Genomic DNA, 18,741 nt, shown 5'->3' on the forward strand with positions numbered 1-18,741 from the left:
CCGCTACACCCGCGATTCCCCTCGGTTTCAGCCCTGCCTGCGTGTAAAGTACCGGTCATAAAAATCCTGATCAGGAACCGACCATGACCGTGGCCAAATCTTCGTTCGACATCAGCGCCAATTTCGACAGCGGCAATATCCAAGTCATCGATATCAGCAACCCGCTCAGTCCCGTCCTGGCCATCCGCCCGGACACCCGCAGCGCTCATTTTCAGTGGTTCCACTTCAAGGCCAGCGGCCTGCATGTGCACCAGGAACACTGGTTCCGCCTGGTCAACGCCAGCCAATCGACCTACAGCAAAGGCTGGCCGGGCTATCAAGCGGTGGCGTCGTATGATCACGTCAACTGGTTCCGCATCCCCACCAGCTTCGAAGGCGACAGCCTGCGCTTCTGCCTCGAAGCCGAACAGACCCACGCCTGGTTCGCCTACTTCGAACCCTACAGCCGCGGCCGCCACGACTGGTTGATCGAGCAAGCGCTGAGCAAGGCTGGCACCGAATTGCTGGCGACCGGCAAAAGTGTCGAGGGCCGCGACATTCAGCTGCTGCGCAAAGGCACCGGTGCCGAAGGCCAGCGCAAAATCTGGATCATCGCCCAGCAGCATCCGGGCGAGCACATGGCTGAATGGTTCATGGAAGGTGTGATCGAGCGTCTGGAACGACAGGACGATCCGGTATTGAACAAACTGCTGGCCAGCGCCGATCTGTATCTGGTGCCGAACATGAACCCGGACGGCGCGTTCCACGGCCACCTGCGCACCAATGCCATGGGGCAGGACTTGAACCGGGCCTGGCAGAACGCCAGCCAGGACATCAGCCCGGAAGTGCTATTCGTTCAGCAGCAGATGCAAAAGTATGGCGTCGATGCGTTTATCGACGTACACGGCGACGAAACCATACCTCACGTTTTCACCGCCGGCTGTGAAGGCAATCCTGGTTTTACGCCGCGCATCGAAAAGCTTGAAGAGCATTTCCGCAGCCACTTGAAGCACACCACCAAAGACTTCCAGACCACCTATGGCTATACCCGCGACGAACCGGGACAGGCCAACATGACGCTGGCCTGCAACAGCGTCGGACAGACATACGACTGCCTGTCGCTGACTCTGGAAATGCCATTCAAGGACCACGACGACCACCCGGACAAGATCACCGGCTGGTCGGGCAAACGTTCCAAGCAATTGGGCAAGGATGTGCTGACCACCTTCGCCGACATGGTCGACACCCTGCGCTGATCCCCTCCCCTGCAACAACAAAAGATCGCGGCCTGTCCGCGATCTTTTGCTTTAAGCGGTCAGCCGCGATCGCGCCCGCGCAACATGCTGTCGAGCACTTCGTCACGCCGCACCCAGCCATGGAACAGCGCCGCCGCCAAGTGCAGCAGCACCGTCAGAAACAGCAGATACGCCAGATAGCCATGGGACTTGCGCAGCAACGCAAACAGTTGCGCATCGGCCGGCACAATCGACGGCAGATGCAGCGACGACGTCAGCATCACTGGCTCGCCCGAGGCACTGATCATCGCCCAGCCGAGCAACGGCAACACCAGCATCAACGCATACAACAAGACGTGGGAAGCCTTGGCTGCGAGCACCTGCCAGCCCGGCAGATCATCCGGCAGCGGCGGTTGACGGGTGGTGAAGCGCACCAGCAGGCGCACGATCACCAGCGCCAGAATCGCGATGCCCAGCGGCTTGTGCAGATGAATCAGCCATTCATGGCGAGACGACACCGAAGTGACCATGCCCGCGCCGATAAACAGCATGGCGATGATCATCAGCGCCATCAGCCAGTGCAGCAGGCGCGCCAGCAAAACGAAATGCGTCGGTTGCTTGTTCATGGACGAGCCTCCTGTTTGGCGGCGGGCAACTGGCTGACTTCGCTGGTGCGACGCAGGTAGGAATCGGCATAGCCGGCAGAACGCGCGGCCAGCAGTGGATCTTCCGAGCCTTGAATCCCGGCCGGCAGCACCAGCGGGTCGTAGTTGATGTCACGGCACTCGCCACTGAGTTGCGGCTGGGTCTTCTCCAGCACCAGGGTTCCGGCGTTCAGCACTTTGCGATCTGCGGGCCAGGTCTTGCTGGCATCGTTCACCGGGTCACCGGCGTTGGCCAGGGTGATGTTCAACTGAAAGCGCAAGGGTGCGGCGGCCAGGCGTTGCACCAGATCCTTCTCGAGAAAGTCCGCGCCTTCAGGAGCCGTGGCACCCGCCGCGTCCTGCGCCAGCGGCGTCATGCTCCAGCGTACGGCCTGTTTTTTACCGTTGCCATCGACCAGATAGAACGCATTGATGCTGTTATAGGTTTCGGTGGCGTAGCTGGCCGAAGGCTTGGCGGTCTTCACCCACGTCAGAAACGGCACGGCTTCCGGATGTGCGGCAAAAAACGCCGGCACCTTCGTCGGGTCTGGCTTGCCGGTGGCTGGATCCGGCGACTGCGCCTGCTGCAATTGGTAGAACGCTTCAGGCGTGCCCACTGGAAACACCGGCATGCTGTTCATGCCGGTGCGCCATTGCTGACCGTTCGCCTGGGTGAAGCGCAGCGCCAGACTGCGGATCGGTACGGCGCTGTCCGGCGCGTAGGGATTGCCGGCCGGCAAGGCGAAACGCCCCACCACCGGTGTCTGTGGCAGGTTGAACACCTGTGCCGTGGAGAACGCGCGCGCCTCGCCGCTGCTTTCGAAATGGCCGATCACGCAGACACCCTTGGCGTGATTGCGACGAAAGCCGGGATGCACGCCGTTGTTCTTTTCCAGCACATCGACCAACGCTTTTGGCGTCAATCGTTGTGGGTCAAGATTGCCATGCACGTAGGCAAACGCCCCGGCCACGGCAGCGACAATCACGGCAATGCCGCCCAGACGTAAAACCAGGCTCGCGGCGCTCAGTGGCTCGCGCGGCGGCCTGCCGGGCGGTGCAGCGTTTGGGGACGAGCGATCAACCATGAATATCTCCAGGCCATCGGCCACAAGTGGAAAGAGTCAGCAAGACGCACCCCGTCCGGGTTTATTCCGCGGCGCGGTATTTATTTTTGCGCACGGGGAATAACCTGCGCTGACGGGCGTCTTCCTAGTCCACAGCGTAGCGACCAGCAGACATTCATGAGCGAATTCGACGAACAGTTGAGAGAAATCATTCCCAGATTGCGCCGCTTCGCCGTGTCGTTGACGCGCAACAGCAGCAGCGCTGACGATCTGGTCCAGGCCAGCCTCGAGCGGGCGCTGTCGGCGTGGGGCGAGAAACGCGCTGAGGGCGACTTGCGCGCCTGGCTGTTTGCAATCCTCTATCGGCAATTTCTCGATGCGCACCGTCGTTCGCGGCGCTATGCGCGGATGCTGGAATTTTTCACCGGTCGCGACGATGCCGAACCCTCAGTGGAACGCACGGTAATCGCCCAGTCGACCCTGCAAGCCTTCGAACGCCTGCCCACCGAACAGCGCGCCTTGCTGCTGATGGTCTCGGTGGAAGGCCTGTCCTATAAAGAGGTCGCCGAGATCCTCGGCGCCCCGATCGGCACCGTGATGTCGCGCCTGTCCCGCGCCCGCCAGGCCTTGCGCCAACTCAGCGACGGCGAAATCAGCAGCCCTTCCTTGCGGATACTCAAATGATCAGCCTGCCTCCCAACGAACGTGATTTGCACGCCTACATCGACCACCAGCTCAGCGACGCCGATCGGCGCGTGCTCGAGACCTGGCTGGCCAGCCACCCTGAAGAAGCGGCGCAGGTTCGCGCTTGGCAACGCGACGCCCAGCAGCTGCGCGCAGCGCTGAGTGGCGCGTTGCAGCAACCGGCCAATCCGGCGCTTGACCCGATGATGATTCGCCAGCGCCGCCGCCAGCAGTCCCGTCGGCACCTGGCCAGCGCGGCGGTGCTGCTGATTGCCGTGAGCATTGGCGGTTTCAGTGGCTGGCAGGCACGGGAAATGACCCTGGCGCGCCCTGCGCAATTGCCGATGACTGACGCGTTGCAAGCCTATCGCCTGATCGCCCAGCAAGGCGTACTGCCCGCCGATTACAAGGTCGACAGCGACGGCGACATGCAGCGTTGGCTCGACCGCTACTTCAGCGGTGCCGGGCGCTTGCCGGACTTGAAAGCTGCCGGATTCGAGCCGGTCAGCGGGCGTTTGCTCAGCACCGATGAAGGCGCGGCGGCGATGGTGATGTATGAGGATGGCAGCGGTCACAAGGTCAGTTTCTACCTGCGTCCACCGGGGCCGAAAAACACCCTGCTGCCGCGCGGTTCGCGCAGCGATGGCGATCTGCAGGCCGATTACTGGTCAGGGCCGGGCTACAACTATGCGGTGGTCAGCCCGACCGACTCGCCGGCAGCAGAGTTGCTCAAGCAATCGCCACCGTTCTGAAATCCGCCTCTGGTAGGAGCTGATGAGTGCAACGAGGCTGCGATCTGTTGGCGGCAACCAAGATCAAAAGATCGCAGCCTCGTTGCACTCGTCAGCTCCTACAGGGGACCGTGCACATATTTCATGGAGCCGACGCCTGAGCTCTGGTTACACTTGGGCCACCGCGCTCCCGGTGGAGCCCGCCCAATCAAACAGGAGCCTTTCCCGCGTGCCCGCCCGAACGCCGAAACGATCACGACTGAGCCAACGCTGGCCGTTGTTGCGCCGCCTGTTCGGCAAAAGCCTGCCCGTCAGCGCCGGGCACGATGCTCATGCCGCGACCATCCGCGATTATTTCCGCGACAAAGCCAAAAGCCAGGGCTACACCCTTAGCCGCAGTCAGCAGCACGTCATCGACTGCATGGCGCAGCAGGCCAGCGTACTGCTGGGCGACAGCGGCCACACACCGCCGAGTCTGTACCTGTACGGAGCCGTCGGGCGCGGCAAGAGCTGGTTGCTCGACGGTTTTTTCCAGGCACTGCCGATCCCGCGCAAACGTCGCCTGCACTTCCATCAGTTTTTTGCCCGGCTGCACGACGGCATGTTCCGTCACCGCCTGCAGGAAGACGCGCTGGAAATCACCCTGGATGAGTTGCTGGAAGATTGCCAGGTGCTGTGTTTCGACGAATTTCATGTGCACGACATCGGCGACGCGATGCTGATCACGCGTTTGTTCAAGGCCCTGTTCAAACGGCGGATCATGCTGCTGGTGACCTCCAACTATGCACCCGAGGGCCTGCTGCCCAACCCGCTGTATCACGCACGCTTCAAACCGGTGATCGAGCTGATCAACACGCGCATGCAGGTGATGGAAGTCGGCGGCGACCACGACTACCGCACGCTCAACCGCCAGCATTCGCATCAAGTGTTTACCCAAGGACATTACGTCTGGCCGGCTACAACAGCCCAGCGCCAGGCCCTGGACCTGCCACCAGCCGACGCGCCTGCCCTTGCCCTCGAGGTTGGCAAGCGCCAGCTTCAGGCCCGTTTTTGCCAAGGCCGGCGAGTCGCGTTCACCTTCAACGACCTGTGTGAACAGCCAACGGCAGTGATGGATTATCTGCAACTGTGCCAGCGTTTCGACCAGTGGATCATCGATGACCTGCCGCCGCTCGGCGAGTGTCCGATCGCCGTGCAACAGCGCTTCATCAATTTGATCGACGTGCTCTACGATCAGGACAAGCACCTGACCCTGCTCGGCCAACTGCCGCTGGGCCAGAGCCTGGAAGGTCACGCCATCGACCTGGCGCGCACGCGCAGCCGGTTGGGGCAATTGCAGGAAATCCACGCTCCCAACTGACACCCTACCCTGTGGGAGCGAGCCCTGTGGGAGCGAGCCTGCTCGCGAAAGCGGTATGTCAGTCAGAGTTCATTTAACTGATACACCGCTTTCGCGAGCAGGCTCGCTCCCACAAGGTCCCGGGACAACTCAAAATCCTTTCAGCGTCCGCTTTACCGCTATCATGTCGCCCATTCCCGCGCCCCCGCGTCGCTCCACCGATCAATAGCGAAACCAGACATGCACACCCTTGCTCAACTGCGCGCCGGCGAACTGTCAGGCATCACCCGCCTCGACCTGTCCTGCGGGCTGACCGAATTCCCCCGCGAAATATTCCAACTGGCCGACACGCTGGAAGTGCTCAACCTCAGCGGCAATGCGTTATCCAGCCTGCCCGATGACCTGCATCGCCTGACCCGCCTGCGCGTGCTGTTCTGCTCCGACAACCAGTTCACCGAGCTGCCGGCCTGCCTCGGCCAGTGCACCGCGCTGACCATGGTCGGCTTCAAGGCCAACCGCATCGTCAATGTCCCTGGTGACGCTCTGCCGCCGCAGCTGCGCTGGCTGATCCTCACCGATAACCGCATCGAGAGCCTGCCGAAGGAACTGGGCGAACGCCGCGCTTTGCAGAAGCTCATGCTCGCCGGCAATTGCCTGCGCTCGCTGCCAGACTCCCTGCGTCACTGCCATCGGCTGGAATTGCTGCGCATCGCCGCCAACCAGCTCAACGAGCTGCCGCAATGGCTGCTGACCTTGCCGAGCCTGACCTGGCTGGCCTACGCCGGCAATCCGCTGGAGACCGAAGCCGATGCCGCTGCCCTTGAGGCCACGCCGCTGATCGACTGGTCGACGCTGCGCATGGAACAGCAACTGGGCGAAGGCGCTTCCGGGGTGATTTCCCAGGCGGTCTGGCAGCGTGACGATGGCACGGCGCAAGCGGTTGCGGTGAAGCTGTACAAAGGCGAGATGACCAGCGACGGCTCGCCATTGCACGAGATGAACGCCTGCATCACTGCCGGTTTGCACCCCAACCTGATCCGCGTCGAGGGCCGCATCAGCGGCCACCCCGATCAGCAGCAGGGATTGGTGATGCAGTTGATAGATCCGAGCTTCGGCAATCTCGCCGGCTTGCCGAGCCTGGTCTCGTGCTCGCGGGATGTTTATGCCGAGGACTGCCGGTTCACGGCGGAGGTTGCCCTGCGCGTCGCCCAAGGCATCGCCTCAGCGGCCGAGCACCTGCACCACCAAGGCATTACCCACGGCGATCTGTATGGCCACAACATTCTGTTGAACGATCAGGGCGAATGTCTGCTCGGGGATTTCGGCGCGGCGTCGTTTCATGCAACCCGCGATGATGTGCAGACGCGCGCATTGCAGCGCCTGGAAGTCCGGGCGTTCGGTGTGTTGTTGGGGGAGTTGCTGGAGCGTGTCGACTCAGGATTGAGTACGGAGCGGCGCGCGCACCTGGAGGCGCTGGAACGACGCTGCTGTCAGGCCGATGTGCTGGGGCGGCCGGGGTTCAGTGAAGTCATCGAGGTGCTGGAGAATCTTTGACCGCTGCGCAGTCATTCGCGAGCAGGCTCGCTCCCACATTGGAATGCATTGCAAATGTGGGAGCCAGCCTGCTCGCGAAGAGGTCATTACTGGCGCGACAGATCAGCCAGCCAGACCAACAAACATGTCCTGCACGTCATCATGGTTGTCGAGGCCTTCGAGGAACGCCTCGACTTCAGCCATCTGCTCGTCGCTCAAGCCGCTGACCGGGTTCTTCGGCTGGTAGCCGAGCTTGGCCGAGAGCACGGTGAAGCCTTGTTCCGGCAGGGCTTTCTGCACAGCGTCGAGGTCGGTCGGGTCGGTGAGGAACAGCGTCGCGCCCTCTTCGCCCGGCTCGAAATCCTGGGCACCGGCTTCGATCGCAGCCATTTCCGGATCGGCTTCCGGGCTGTCCGGCGAGGCTTCGATCATGCCGACGTGGTTGAACATCCACGCCACCGAACCCGAAGCGCCCAACTGGCCCTTGCGGAACGCCACACGAATTTCCGCGACGGTGCGGTTGATGTTGTCGGTGACGCATTCGACGATCAGCGGCACCTGATGCGGCGCGAAGCCTTCGTAGGTCACGCGATGGTATTGCACGGTTTCACCCAACAGACCGGCGCCTTTCTTGATCGCGCGATCGAGGGTTTCTTTTGGCATCGAGGCTTTTTTCGCCTGTTCGACCACCAGACGCAGGTGTGCGTTGGTGGCGGTATCGGCACCGTTGCGTGCAGCAATGGTGATTTCCTTCACCAGTTTGCCGAAGATCTTCCCTTTGGCGTTGGCTGCCGCTTCTTTGTGTTTAACCTTCCACTGTGCGCCCATTACTCACTCTCTTGATCTGTGGCGCCGAGACATCTATTGGCCGACGCGTGGCGGCAAGTTTATACGGCCTAAAGTCGGCAATCGACCAAAAAAACAGCCGACGGAATCGACATCTTCACCAAAGCATGTAGGGGGATTCTGAAAAGCGCCTTTGACATGACCATTCAGCCCGACGGTTTCGTACCCTTGAAACCCCGTATCGCCTGACAGGGCCTGCTCGAATGTTCAATGACAAGGAAAGTCCCTTCACCCTTACGCTGACCGACAGCGGATTGCGCCTGCCGGTGGTGCGTTTTCGCGGCGAGGAAGCGCTGAACCAGCCTTACCGTTTCGACATCGAACTGCTCGGACTGGCCCCGGCCATCGTCCCGGGATCCTTCCTGCACAGGCCAGCCTTTTTGCGGCTCAGTGAGCAGCACGGATTCCACGGCGTCATTTCCAGCGCCAGCTGCGAACATCGCGGGACGCATCGGGTCGGCTATCGACTGATTCTGGTGCCGCATCTGCAACAACTGGCGCAAACGCATAAGCGCCGCGTGTTTACTCACCTGAGTGTGCCGCAGATCATTCAACAACTGCTCGAAGAACATGCCCTGCCAGCGCACAGCTATCGCATTGAAATGAGCGTCGGTCACTACCCGGCAAGGGCGTTTTGCATTCAGTACGAAGAAAGCGATCTGGCGCTGGTGCAGCGGCTATGCGAAGAAGAAGGCATCCACTATCACTTCGAACATGGGCCGGACGGACACGTCGTGGTGTTCGCTGACGACAGCCTGAGCCTGCCGCAGGGACCGATCGAAATCCCTTTCAATGCTGATGAGCAACCACCATCGCCCTGCGTCAGCGCGCTCTATCAACAGCATCGCGCGGCGCCAGTACCGATGCTGCATGCGGTGCGCAATCGCGGTCAGCCAACCGGCAATGCCGAAGCCGCCAACGAGGTCTCGACCGAGTTGCCGATGCCCGCGCGATCGCCGGAACGTCTGCACGCCGAACAACGCAGCCGACGTCATCTGCAACGCCAACGCTGCCAGTTGCGCTCCATTCACGGGCGCAGTGATTGCAGCGATTTGCTCAGTGGACGACTGCTGCTTGTGGCCGACCACCCGATTCATCATTTCAACGAACAATGGCTGATCAGCGCGGTGCGCCACCACGGGCAGCACCCTTCAATCCTTGATCCGGCGCCAAGCGTTCAGCGTTATCACAACGACTTCACTGCGCAGCCCTGGTCGACCGATTTCCGTCCGCCACTCAAACAAGCTCGCCCGAATATTGCCGGTTATCACTTGGCAAAAGTGGCGGGTGCGCCTGGGCAACCTGCGCAAGTGGACGAAAACGGCTGCCTCGCTGTAAGCCTGTGGCCGGCTGAGGATAAATCCGCCAGCGACGCCCTGTGGCTGCCGATCGCCATGAGCCGGCTCAGCGGCCCCGTCGCCGTCGATCAATTACCGCGCGCCGGCAGTGAAGTGTGGGTGAGTTTCCTCGACAGCGATCCGGACCGACCGATCCTTTGCCTCAGCCACGCACGCCAGCCGCCGGAGCGCGAATCAGAGCCCGTGCGCGACAGCCTGTTGCTCGACTGGCTGAGCCACCGCGCCGAGCATTGATCGGCGCCTCAGCCTTTGTCCGCCTTGCCCGCCGCCGCCGCGAACCTGGCCAGGCGCACGTCCAGATGCCGAGGCCGACGCCCGTAATCTTCGGCGCGCTCCTTGCGGCGGATGGCGTTGCGCACCATCAACGAGCCGAGGTAGCGGATGGGTTCCGGCGGGAAATAACCCAGCGGCCCGTTGACCAGCGACGAGCGGGTCCACGGGTTATCCAGGCCCTGCACCAGCGCGGCGAGAATCTGCCCACCCATGTGACACGGGCCGACGCCGCTGCCGGAATAACCGAAGCCGTAAAACACGTTGCCCGCCGAGCTCATCTGGCCGAAAAACGGCAAACCGGTCACCGAACGATCCGATGGGCCGTTCCACGTCGCGTCGATTTTGACCTCGGCGAACGCCGGAAAAAAATCCGCGAGACTGCGCTTGAGCAAGCCGGCATAAGGCGACGGCTGATCGAACACCGGCAGCATCCGCCCGCCATAGGCGAAGGTGTTGCCGCCCTTGCCGAGCATGATCCGGCCGTCCGGGGTGTTGTGGTAGTAATGCACGAAAATCCGCGAATCGAGGACGCTGACGCCGCTGGTCAAACCGATTTGCTGCAACAGGTCCGGGCGCGGTTCGGTGATCAGCATGTCACTGGAAACGATCGCCACACTGCGCTCGAACTGAGGAAACGCGCGGGCCATCCACGCATTCATCGCCAGCACCACCCGGTCGGCGATGACCTTGCCGCCGGGCGTGTGGATGCGTGCCGGGCGGCCCTCTTCCAGCCCGGTCATCGCCGTGCCTTCATGGATTTTCACGCCCGATTGCAGCGCCACCCGGCGCAGGCCGCGCACCAGTTTGCCCGGTTGCACGCTGGCAGCCGCCGGGGAAAACCAGCCTTCCAGATGTTTTGACGAACCAGCCATGCGCTGCACATCGGCGAGCGGTCGCTGGCTGAACGAGTTGATGCCGTTACGCTCCAGCGCCGCGATCACCGCGTCAGTTGCGCCGACCTGGGCGCGATTGGTCGCGGTGTACAGCGTGCCGTCGAGGCGGTAGTCGGCATCGACGCCGTACTGCTCGCAGAACTCGCCGATCGCATGGATGCTGCGCTCGGACTCCCTGACCAGACGCACCGCCTCGTCGACGCCGAACAAGCGTTCCAGGGTGAAATATTTCGCCGACCACGACAGCGCACAGCCGCCATTGCGGCCACTGGCGCCAGCGCCGCAGATGTCCGCCTCGATCAGCAGCACCTCCAGCTCGGGGTTTTGCTGCTTGAGCATGATCGCCGTCCACAATCCGGTGTAGCCGCCGCCAACGATGCACACATCGGTGCGCACCTCGCCTTGCAGCGGTGGACACTGCTCGGATGGGTCGGCCTGCAAGGCTTGCTCGAGCCAGAACGGTCGCATGGGAAATCTCCAGTCAGAAAGCCACTACGCAGCCTGCCGCGCACCGCGCAGCAGGCCACGGGGCGAAGGGTTTCAGGAACGCAGCGGTTTGACGCTCAGCGGGCAGTTGGGGATCGCCGCGCGCGGCTCCATCACGCCGACCGGCCGACTGTTCCAGTGCGGAATCAGCACCAGCGCCGAGAACAGCGCGCATCCGGCGAAGACGATAAACACCGTCACCGAGTCGAAGTAGCCCGGCAGCAAACCGCCGAGCACTGCGCCAACGGAGCCGCAGCCGTTGACGAAACCGGCGGCGGTGGCACCGGCCTTGGCCTTGCCGAAATCGATGGCGGCCGCACCGCTGATCATCGAGTCCGGGCCGTACAACGTCAGGCCCATGACGAACAGCAACGCGACGACCAACAACACGCTGCCGGTGTTCAGCGCAGCCATGAACAGCGCCAGCGTTACGGTCAGCGCCAACAGACTCAGCACGCAGGCCGGCATGCGTCGGGCGCCGAAGAGTTTGTCCGAGGCCAGGCCGATCATGATCGGCCCGAGCAATCCGGCCAGTTCAAACGCGGTTGGAATGATCGCCGCGCCGACCTTGCCGACACTGGGCATCTGCTCGAAAACAATCACCGGGCCCCACAACAGAATCGCGTAGCGCGCCGGTTTCAGCAGGAAATACGCCAGGCCCAGCACCAGCACCGTGCGGTTGCGCAGGATTTCCTTTAACGGCTCCCACACGCTGAGTTTGCTGTTGGCTGCGGTTTCCTCGGCGGTCAGTTCCGGCTCGGGCTCCACCGCCGGCAAGCCGACGTCTTCCGGTTTGTTGCGCTGGAAGATAAAGAACAGCACGGCCACCACCGCGACCACCGCCGCGCTGGAAATGAATGCCGCGTGCCAGGTGCCGACCAGCGTGTAGGCCCACCAGCCGGCGAACGGCGAGGCGACCAGACCACCAAACGCGTAACAGGAACTCCACAAGCCGAGCACGCGCCCGCGCTGCTCTGACGGGAAGAAGCTGCCAAGGTTTTTACACAGCCCCGACCAGCCAGTGGACTGCGCCAGACCTTGAATCAACATGCACGTGGCGAAGATCGGCAATGTAGCGAAACTGCCCATCACCAGCGCCGCAGCGGCGGATATCAGCAAACCGCCAAGCACCACCACTCGCGGGCCAAAGCGATCGGCGAGCATGCCCCAGGTGAACTGTCCGAGGGCATACGCCGCCAGATAGATCGCGTCGAGGTTGGCCATGGCCATTTTGTCGAGGGTGAAATCAGGGTCTTCGGCGATGCCCAGTTTGGCCACCGAAAAGGCTTTGCGGGTGAAGTAGAACGCGGCGTACGCGAGCCAGGTAATAGCGAAGATCTGCACGCGCCAACGCGCCAGGGTGCCGATGTGCTTGTTCATGGTGGTTCTGACCTCAGGGTGTGAGTGTGCCGGCAGAATCGTTAAGAAAAACGCCTGTGTTTTTATTGTTGAGCACTGCGATACCGCCCCTTCCCTTCGGCGATAACGGTCAGATGAGTCTGCTGTTGCACGCACAGGCTCATGGGCCGGCGCCGCTGCTCGACCGAGCAGTCAGCGATGGCGTGAGCCGATCAAAGCAATTACTGTTTAATAAATAAAATCGATTTATCGTATTTCACACATAAGCCGAGCTTGTTACTGGAGCCACCATGTCCGTCTCTCACGCCCAACTCAAAGCGTTCCACGCGGTGGCCGTCCATGGCAGCTTCACCCGCGCCGCCGAGCGGCTTTATCTGACGCAACCGGCGATTTCCGACCAGGTACGCAAACTCGAAGAACGCTTCGGCGTGCTGCTGTTTCACCGCAATAAACGTTCCGTACGCCTGACCGATCTCGGCGAGCGCCTGCTGGCGATCACCCAGCGCCTGTTCGTGATCGAAGCCGAAGCGCAGGAATTGCTGCAGGAATCCCAAGCCCTGCAGACCGGCAGCCTGATTCTCGCGGTGGACGCGCCGATCCACGTGTTGCCGCAGATCGCACGGTTCTGCGAGCGCTACCCGGGCATCAGCGTGAAAATCGAAACCGGCAATACCGATGAATCGCTGTTTCGCCTGTTCAACTATCAGGCCGATCTGGCGCTGCTCGGCCGCGATGTAACCGATGAACGCTTGCTGTGTGTGCCGTTGCGCAACGATCCGATGGTGGCGTTCGTTTCGCGCAATCATCCGTGGGCCGAACGCGAATCGATCTGTCTGGCCGATCTGGATGACACGCCACTGGTGCTGCGTGAGACCGGTTCGGTGACACGGCAGACCCTGGAAGAGGAAATGGCCCGCGCAGGTTTGCGCATCCGCCCGGCGATTCAGGTTGAAGGTCGGGAAGCGGCGCGCGAAGCCGTGGTGGTGGGGATCGGGGTTGGTGTGGTTTCAGCGGCGGAGTTCGGCGCCGACTCACGGGTCTGCGCGTTGCCGATCACCGATTGCACGAGGCGCCTGACCGAAACCCTGGTGTGTTTGCGCGAACAGAGTTCGCGGCGGGTGGTGGCGACGTTTCTCGATATGGTTCGCGAGAGCCTTGTGTAAACAGTATTGGCCCCTTCGCGAGCAGGCTCGCTCCCACATGGGACCGCGCTCTGTAGTGTGGGAGCGAGCCTGCTCGCGAAAAAGTCGCCTCGGTTTTCAGTCTGGCGCCAGATCAAAAAACGCCTGAATCAAGCGCAACTCGCGCCGGCGCTCCATGCAGCCAATCATGTGCCGGTTCACCAGCCCTTCCCCGGCAATCGGGATCGCCACCACGCGCGGGTCATGACTGACCTCCACCGATGACACCACACCGACCCCCAACTCGGCCGCGACCGCTTCGGTCACCGCCTCGCGACTGTCCAGCTCCAGCAACACCCGCGGCTGAATCGAGGCCTGCATACACGCCTGGTCAAACGTGCGCCGGGTAATCGAAGTCGGCTCGCGCAGGACCATGATCACTTGGTCCAGCTCCTTGAGTTTCACTTCCCCGGAGCGATTCGCCCAGCGATGCCCCGCCGGCACCAGCGCGCATATCCGCGATTCGCTCAGCGCTTGCAGATGCAGGCCCTTGCGCGGCTCGACCTCGGTCAGCACCGCGACATCGGCGTGTTCCGACAACAGCGCCGCCAGGGTTTCCTGCGCGTTGCCCAGACGCAGGTTGACGGTGATCCCCGGATAGCGTGCGCGCAGGCTCGCCAGCATCGGCATGACCATGTGCGGCCCATCCGCCGCCACCTCCAGACGCCCGGTCAACAATTGCCGATTGGCCTCGAGCAGCGTCTGCGCTTCTTCAGCCAGGCCGAACATGGCGCGGGTGATCGCCGCCAGTTTGGTGCCCTCCTCGGTCAGTTCCACCCGTCGCGCCGTGCGCCGCAGCAAGGTGATCTGGTAGTGCTCTTCCAGCGCCTTGATGTGTCCGGTGACCGCCGGCTGGCTGATGAACAACCGCGCAGCCGCGCGGGTGAAGCTGCCTTCGCGGGCCACGGCATCGAAGGCGCGCAGCTGAAACAGATTCATGGATAACCCTCACTGATGGCTGGCATAACAACAAACAATTTGATTGATGAAGCGGCGAATTGCAACGTAGGCCCCGTAGCTTCATCCCACAGCGTTTTCGCGAGGACACCCGAATGAGTACCGCCGCACCGATTCTGCTCACTCCCGGCCCGTTGACCACTTCGGCCCGCACCCGTCAGGCCATGATGGTCGACTGGGGTTCGTGGGATGACCGCTTCAACCAGCTGACCGCCAGCCTGTGCGAGCAATTGCTGGCCATCCTCAACGGCGCCGCCAGCCACCATTGCGTACCGTTACAGGGCAGCGGCACGTTCGCTGTCGAAGCGGCGATCGGCACGTTGGTACCGCGTGATGGCAAAATCCTCGTGCTGATCAACGGCGCTTACGGCAAGCGCCTGGCGAAGATCTGCGAAGTGCTCGGCCGCTCGTTCAGCACCTTCGAAACCGCCGAAGACGAGCCGACCACCGCCGCCGACGTCGACCGCTTGCTGCGCGCCGACGCTGACATCACCCACGTGGCGCTGATCCACTGCGAAACCAGCACCGGCATTCTCAATCCGCTGACAGAAATCGCCGAGGTCGTCGCGCAACACGGCAAACGTCTGATCATCGACGCCATGAGCTCATTCGGCGCATTGCCCGTGGATGCGCAAAAAGTGCCATTCGACGCGCTGATTGCCGCTTCCGGCAAATGCCTGGAAGGCGTACCGGGGATGGGTTTTGTCTTCGCCCGCAAGGAATCGCTGGCCGCATCTGCCGGTAACTCGCACTCGCTGGCGATGGACCTGTACGACCAGCACGCCTACATGATGAAAACCGGGCAATGGCGCTTCACCCCGCCCACCCATGTGGTCGCGGCGCTGCACGAAGCGTTGCTGCAATACCGCGAAGAAGGCGGTCTGCCGGCGCGGCATGCGCGTTATGCCGCCAACTGTCAGGCGCTGATGGAAGAGATGAACAAGCTCGGCTTGCGCAGCTTCCTACCGGCGGCGATTCAGGCGCCGATCATCGCCACTTTCCATGCCCCGCAGGATCCGCGCTACCAGTTCAAGGACTTCTATGAGCGGGTCAAGGCCAAGGGTTACATCCTCTACCCCGGCAAGCTGACCCAGGTCGAAACTTTCCGCGTCGGCTGCATCGGCCACGTCACCCCGGACGAAATGCGCCAGGCCGTAGCAGCAGTGGGTGAAGTGCTGCGCGAGATGGAAGTGCTCGATATCTGAGCCTCACCAAAAATCCCCTGTGGGAGCGAGCCTGCTCGCGAAAGCGTCGTCCCAGGCGACACATACGCTGATGTCAGACCGCTTTCGCGAGCAGGCTCGCTCCCACATTTTGATCTCATTTTCAAATCAGGAATTGATTGCCATGAACTACACCAATCCAAGCAAGCTGCAAGCCGCGATCCTCGACTGGGCCGGTACCGTGGTCGATTTCGGCTCGTTCGCGCCGACGCAGATCTTCGTCGAAGCCTTCGCCGAGTTCGATGTGCAGGTGTCGATTGAAGAGGCCCGTGGGCCGATGGGCATGGGCAAGTGGGATCACATCCGCACCCTCTGTGATCAGCCGCAAGTGGCCGAGCGTTATCGCAAGGTATTCGGTCGCACGCCGACCGACGATGATGTTACCGCTATCTACAACCGCTTCATGCCGTTGCAGATCGAGAAAATCGCCGAGCACTCGGCACTGATTCCCGGCGCGCTCGACGCCATCGCCCAACTGCGCGCGCAAGGGATCAAGATCGGTTCCTGCTCCGGCTACCCGAAAGCGGTGATGGACAAAGTCGTCGAACTCGCCGCCAGCAACGGCTACGTCGCCGACCACGTGGTCGCCACCGACGAAGTGCCAAACGGTCGTCCATGGCCGGCGCAAGCGTTGGCCAACGTGATCGCTCTGGGCATCGACGATGTTGCAGCGTGCGTGAAGATCGACGACACCGTGCCGGGCATTCTCGAAGGCCGCCGGGCCGGCATGTGGACGGTTGCGCTGATTTGCTCGGGCAACGCGCTGGGTCTGGATTATGAGGGTTTCCGCGCGCTGGGCAGCGATGAACTGGCCAGCGAGCGCCAGCGCATCCACGCGCTGTTCGCAAGTTCGCGGCCGCATTACATGATCGACACCATCAGCGATCTGCCGGAAGTGATCGCCGACATCAACAAGCGTCTGGCCAACGGTGAGATGCCGCAAAACGCCTGAGGCCGATAACCGGAACACCGCTGATCCATGACAATCAGCGGTGTTTTTTTTGCACTGTCTTGAATAAATATATTGCCCGGTTATTACTTACTCTGAAACAAGGTTGCCCTCTGCGTCGTACGCACTACCATCGGGATGTTTAACGCTTCCGTCAGGCAACTGTTCAGTTCCATCTTCCCAGACAATACGGCCATCCGGATATTCAACGGTATTATCAGACCATACGATCCGCCCGTCCGGATACTCTACCCGGCCGTCGTCATATTGAATGATGCCGTCGGGACGCTTGATCGAAGTCTTATCAACGTCAACCACGCTACCGTCAGGCAGTGTGGTCGAACCATCGACATTGACGGTCGCACCGAGTGTTTGAATCAGCGTAATCAAGGCCACCGGATCGATGTTGATGTTAAGGGTCGGCCATGGCATTGGCGGACGCTTGGTATCGACCGGCGCTACTGGTTTGGTTGGCGCTACCGGTTTGGTCGGTGCTACTGGCTTGGTTGGCGCCACTGGCTTGGTCGGCGCTACCGGTTTGGTTGGTGCTACTGGCTTGGTTGGCGCTACCGGCTTGGTCGGCGCTACCGGTTTGGTTGGTGCTACTGGCTTGGTTGGCGCTACCGGCTTGGTCGGCGCTACCGGTTTGGTTGGTGCTACTGGCTTGGTTGGCGCTACCGGCTTGGTCGGCGCTACCGGTTTGGTTGGTGCTACTGGCTTGGTTGGTGCCACTGGTTTGGTCGGTGCTACGGGTTTGGTCGGCGCCACTGGCTTTGGTGTAGTGGTAGTGGGGCGAGGCTTGGAGATCGGACTTTTCATATTCACACTCAAATTTACAAATATAATTATGATCTTTAATAACAAACTAAAGAGCCGAACCAACAATAATCACGCACAACAAACTATTCAAATCAAAAGAACCTACAAGATATAAGCAACATAGAGTTACGCCCACAGATCAACGCACACCAACAACTTTAAATAAGCAGAAATAATAAACCGTACAAATCAGACTTTTGTGTGTTGCAAATATCATTACGCCGAAACGCTGGCATGTACTGATCGCGTCCATCGGCTATGTCATTGCAAATCCGCGTCGCCCCTGCAAGCCCCCCGTGTGGATAAAGATCAGACGCGTGCCGATGGCAAATTCGCCTGCTTCGACATGCTGCTTGAGCGCCAGCAAGGCCTTGCCGGTGTACAGCGGTTCCAAAGGGATGCCGCTGGTTTGCTCGGTCTGATCGATGAAGGTCAGCAACGCCTCATCAACTTTGGCGAAACCACCACGGCTGGCGTCGATCAGTTGATAGCCCGCCGCAGGCTCGGTGGCGGGCGCGAGGATCGACTCGATGTTCGGCGCTACGCCGTGATCATCCGGTACCGCCAGAGCACCGTACACCGCGCGCTTGCCTTGCTCGGCGAGCGCCAGCCCGGCCAGTGTCGTGCCGGTGCCACAGGCCAGCCACCAGGCGTCGAAATCATCCCAGCCCAGCTTGGCCAATTGCTCTTCGGCTTGCTGCCTGATCGCTGCGCAACCCAGTGCGCCGGCCACGCCACCACCGCCCTCGGGCACTGCATGCAGCGTCGGATATTGCGCGTGCCACGGTACCCAGAATCCCGCTTCGTGCCGCGCGCGATAGCCGGCGTAACCCAGCCAATGCAACTGCATGCCGAACGCTTGCAGATCTCGCACTGTCGGCGTGTCCTGCGGGTGCCCGCGCAGCAGTCCCATGGTTTTGAAACCCAGCCGTTTGCCCGCCGCCGCCAGCGCATGCAGGTGATTGGAATGCGCACCGCCGAGGCTGATGATGCCCTCGGCGCCGGCACGCTCGGCGGCTTTGAGGTGTTCGACGAGTTTGAACCACTTGTTGCCGCTGATCAGCGGGTCGATGCGGTCCAGGCGCAGGATCGCGACCTCTATGCCGGCAACTGCAAGCCAGTCCAGATAGAGCGGTTCGAGAGGGGCCGGGGGTAGCCAGTTGGGGGGAGGCAAAAGCATGGGCACTG

18 protein-coding genes are annotated in these 18,741 nt (G+C 61.6%); 10 read left to right on the top strand and 8 right to left on the bottom strand.

All coding sequences use genetic code 11. The annotated features are described in order from the left end of the window. The first annotated feature begins 83 nt into the window (after nucleotides 1–83). The gene (locus NF676_RS17170) at nucleotides 84–1,235 is read left to right on the top strand and encodes a M14 family metallopeptidase (protein WP_252886442.1); all 1,152 of its coding nucleotides are present in this window, start codon (nucleotides 84–86) and stop codon (nucleotides 1,233–1,235) included. Nucleotides 1,236–1,294: 59 nt separating this feature from the next. Here NF676_RS17170 and NF676_RS17175 read toward each other — a convergent pair whose 3' ends face one another. Next, entirely contained in the window at nucleotides 1,295–1,840 is a 546-nt protein-coding gene (locus NF676_RS17175) for a cytochrome b (RefSeq protein WP_041477122.1), read from the bottom strand. After that, complete coding sequence (locus tag NF676_RS17180; protein ID WP_252886443.1) at nucleotides 1,837–2,943, bottom strand: catalase family peroxidase; 1,107 nt, start codon at nucleotides 2,941–2,943, stop codon at nucleotides 1,837–1,839. Before NF676_RS17180 ends, NF676_RS17175 begins: the two co-directional genes overlap by 4 nt. 156 nt (nucleotides 2,944–3,099) lie before the next feature. Between NF676_RS17180 and NF676_RS17185 the strand changes: the two genes are divergently transcribed. From NF676_RS17185 to NF676_RS17200, 4 genes are all read left to right on the top strand, one after another. Further along, a complete protein-coding gene (locus tag NF676_RS17185) occupies nucleotides 3,100–3,606 on the top strand; it encodes an RNA polymerase sigma factor (protein WP_016775320.1) in 507 nt (168 codons plus the stop codon). Further along, a complete protein-coding gene (locus NF676_RS17190) occupies nucleotides 3,603–4,358 on the top strand; it encodes an anti-sigma factor family protein (protein WP_056788803.1) in 756 nt (251 codons plus the stop codon). Before NF676_RS17185 ends, NF676_RS17190 begins: the two co-directional genes overlap by 4 nt. Before the next feature lie 208 nt (nucleotides 4,359–4,566). Beyond that, complete coding sequence (zapE, locus tag NF676_RS17195) at nucleotides 4,567–5,697, top strand: cell division protein ZapE (RefSeq protein WP_252886444.1); 1,131 nt, start codon at nucleotides 4,567–4,569, stop codon at nucleotides 5,695–5,697. A 219-nt stretch (nucleotides 5,698–5,916) separates the two neighbouring features. Further along, entirely contained in the window at nucleotides 5,917–7,230 is a 1,314-nt protein-coding gene (locus NF676_RS17200) for a leucine-rich repeat-containing protein kinase family protein (protein WP_252886445.1), read from the top strand. Nucleotides 7,231–7,332: 102 nt separating this feature from the next. Here NF676_RS17200 and NF676_RS17205 read toward each other — a convergent pair whose 3' ends face one another. Next, on the bottom strand, nucleotides 7,333–8,037 hold the full coding sequence (locus NF676_RS17205; protein WP_041477129.1) for a YebC/PmpR family DNA-binding transcriptional regulator: 705 nt from the start codon (nucleotides 8,035–8,037) through the stop codon (nucleotides 7,333–7,335). A gap of 221 nt (nucleotides 8,038–8,258) precedes the next feature. On the opposite strand from NF676_RS17205, the gene NF676_RS17210 reads away from it, so the two are divergent. Continuing rightward, on the top strand, nucleotides 8,259–9,647 hold the full coding sequence (locus NF676_RS17210) for a type VI secretion system Vgr family protein (RefSeq protein ID WP_252886446.1): 1,389 nt from the start codon (nucleotides 8,259–8,261) through the stop codon (nucleotides 9,645–9,647). An 8-nt stretch (nucleotides 9,648–9,655) separates the two neighbouring features. Here the strand turns inward: NF676_RS17210 and NF676_RS17215 are convergent, their stop codons facing one another. Together NF676_RS17215 and NF676_RS17220 are read right to left on the bottom strand one after the other, a co-directional pair. Beyond that, a complete protein-coding gene (locus tag NF676_RS17215) occupies nucleotides 9,656–11,047 on the bottom strand; it encodes an FAD-dependent oxidoreductase (RefSeq protein WP_252886447.1) in 1,392 nt (463 codons plus the stop codon). A 72-nt stretch (nucleotides 11,048–11,119) separates the two neighbouring features. Then, nucleotides 11,120–12,445 carry an MFS transporter gene (locus NF676_RS17220; protein WP_016775327.1) on the bottom strand — a complete coding sequence of 442 codons (1,326 nt, stop codon included), beginning with the start codon at nucleotides 12,443–12,445 and terminating at the stop codon, nucleotides 11,120–11,122. Between the two features lie 269 nt (nucleotides 12,446–12,714). Between NF676_RS17220 and NF676_RS17225 the strand changes: the two genes are divergently transcribed. Next, nucleotides 12,715–13,587, top strand: coding sequence for a LysR family transcriptional regulator (locus NF676_RS17225; RefSeq protein ID WP_095182100.1), 873 nt, complete (start codon nucleotides 12,715–12,717; stop codon nucleotides 13,585–13,587). 96 nt (nucleotides 13,588–13,683) lie between these two features. On the opposite strand, the gene NF676_RS17230 is transcribed toward NF676_RS17225, so the two are convergent. Next, the gene (locus tag NF676_RS17230) at nucleotides 13,684–14,544 is read right to left on the bottom strand and encodes a LysR substrate-binding domain-containing protein (RefSeq protein WP_122612110.1); all 861 of its coding nucleotides are present in this window, start codon (nucleotides 14,542–14,544) and stop codon (nucleotides 13,684–13,686) included. Nucleotides 14,545–14,657: 113 nt separating this feature from the next. Here NF676_RS17230 and NF676_RS17235 point away from each other — a divergent pair, with 113 nt between their 5' ends. Together NF676_RS17235 and phnX are read left to right on the top strand one after the other, a co-directional pair. Then, nucleotides 14,658–15,767, top strand: a complete 1,110-nt coding sequence (locus NF676_RS17235) for a 2-aminoethylphosphonate--pyruvate transaminase (protein WP_252886448.1) — start codon at nucleotides 14,658–14,660, stop codon at nucleotides 15,765–15,767. A gap of 142 nt (nucleotides 15,768–15,909) precedes the next feature. Next, nucleotides 15,910–16,737: a phosphonoacetaldehyde hydrolase gene (gene phnX, locus NF676_RS17240; RefSeq protein WP_095182103.1), complete on the top strand. Its 828-nt coding sequence runs from the start codon at nucleotides 15,910–15,912 to the stop codon at nucleotides 16,735–16,737. Nucleotides 16,738–16,824: 87 nt separating this feature from the next. On the opposite strand, the gene NF676_RS17245 is transcribed toward phnX, so the two are convergent. Further along, on the bottom strand, nucleotides 16,825–17,166 hold the full coding sequence (locus tag NF676_RS17245) for a hypothetical protein (protein WP_143498023.1): 342 nt from the start codon (nucleotides 17,164–17,166) through the stop codon (nucleotides 16,825–16,827). An 88-nt stretch (nucleotides 17,167–17,254) separates the two neighbouring features. Between NF676_RS17245 and NF676_RS27595 the strand changes: the two genes are divergently transcribed. Next, nucleotides 17,255–17,668 carry a collagen-like protein gene (locus NF676_RS27595; protein WP_290128309.1) on the top strand — a complete coding sequence of 138 codons (414 nt, stop codon included), beginning with the start codon at nucleotides 17,255–17,257 and terminating at the stop codon, nucleotides 17,666–17,668. Nucleotides 17,669–17,809: 141 nt separating this feature from the next. Here the strand turns inward: NF676_RS27595 and NF676_RS17255 are convergent, their stop codons facing one another. Further along, a complete protein-coding gene (locus NF676_RS17255; protein ID WP_252886449.1) occupies nucleotides 17,810–18,733 on the bottom strand; it encodes a 1-aminocyclopropane-1-carboxylate deaminase/D-cysteine desulfhydrase in 924 nt (307 codons plus the stop codon). Between the last annotated feature and the right edge of the window lie 8 nt (nucleotides 18,734–18,741).

This window comes from Pseudomonas siliginis (genome assembly GCF_024072275.1).
Classification (GTDB): Bacteria; Pseudomonadota; Gammaproteobacteria; order Pseudomonadales; family Pseudomonadaceae; genus Aquipseudomonas; species Aquipseudomonas siliginis.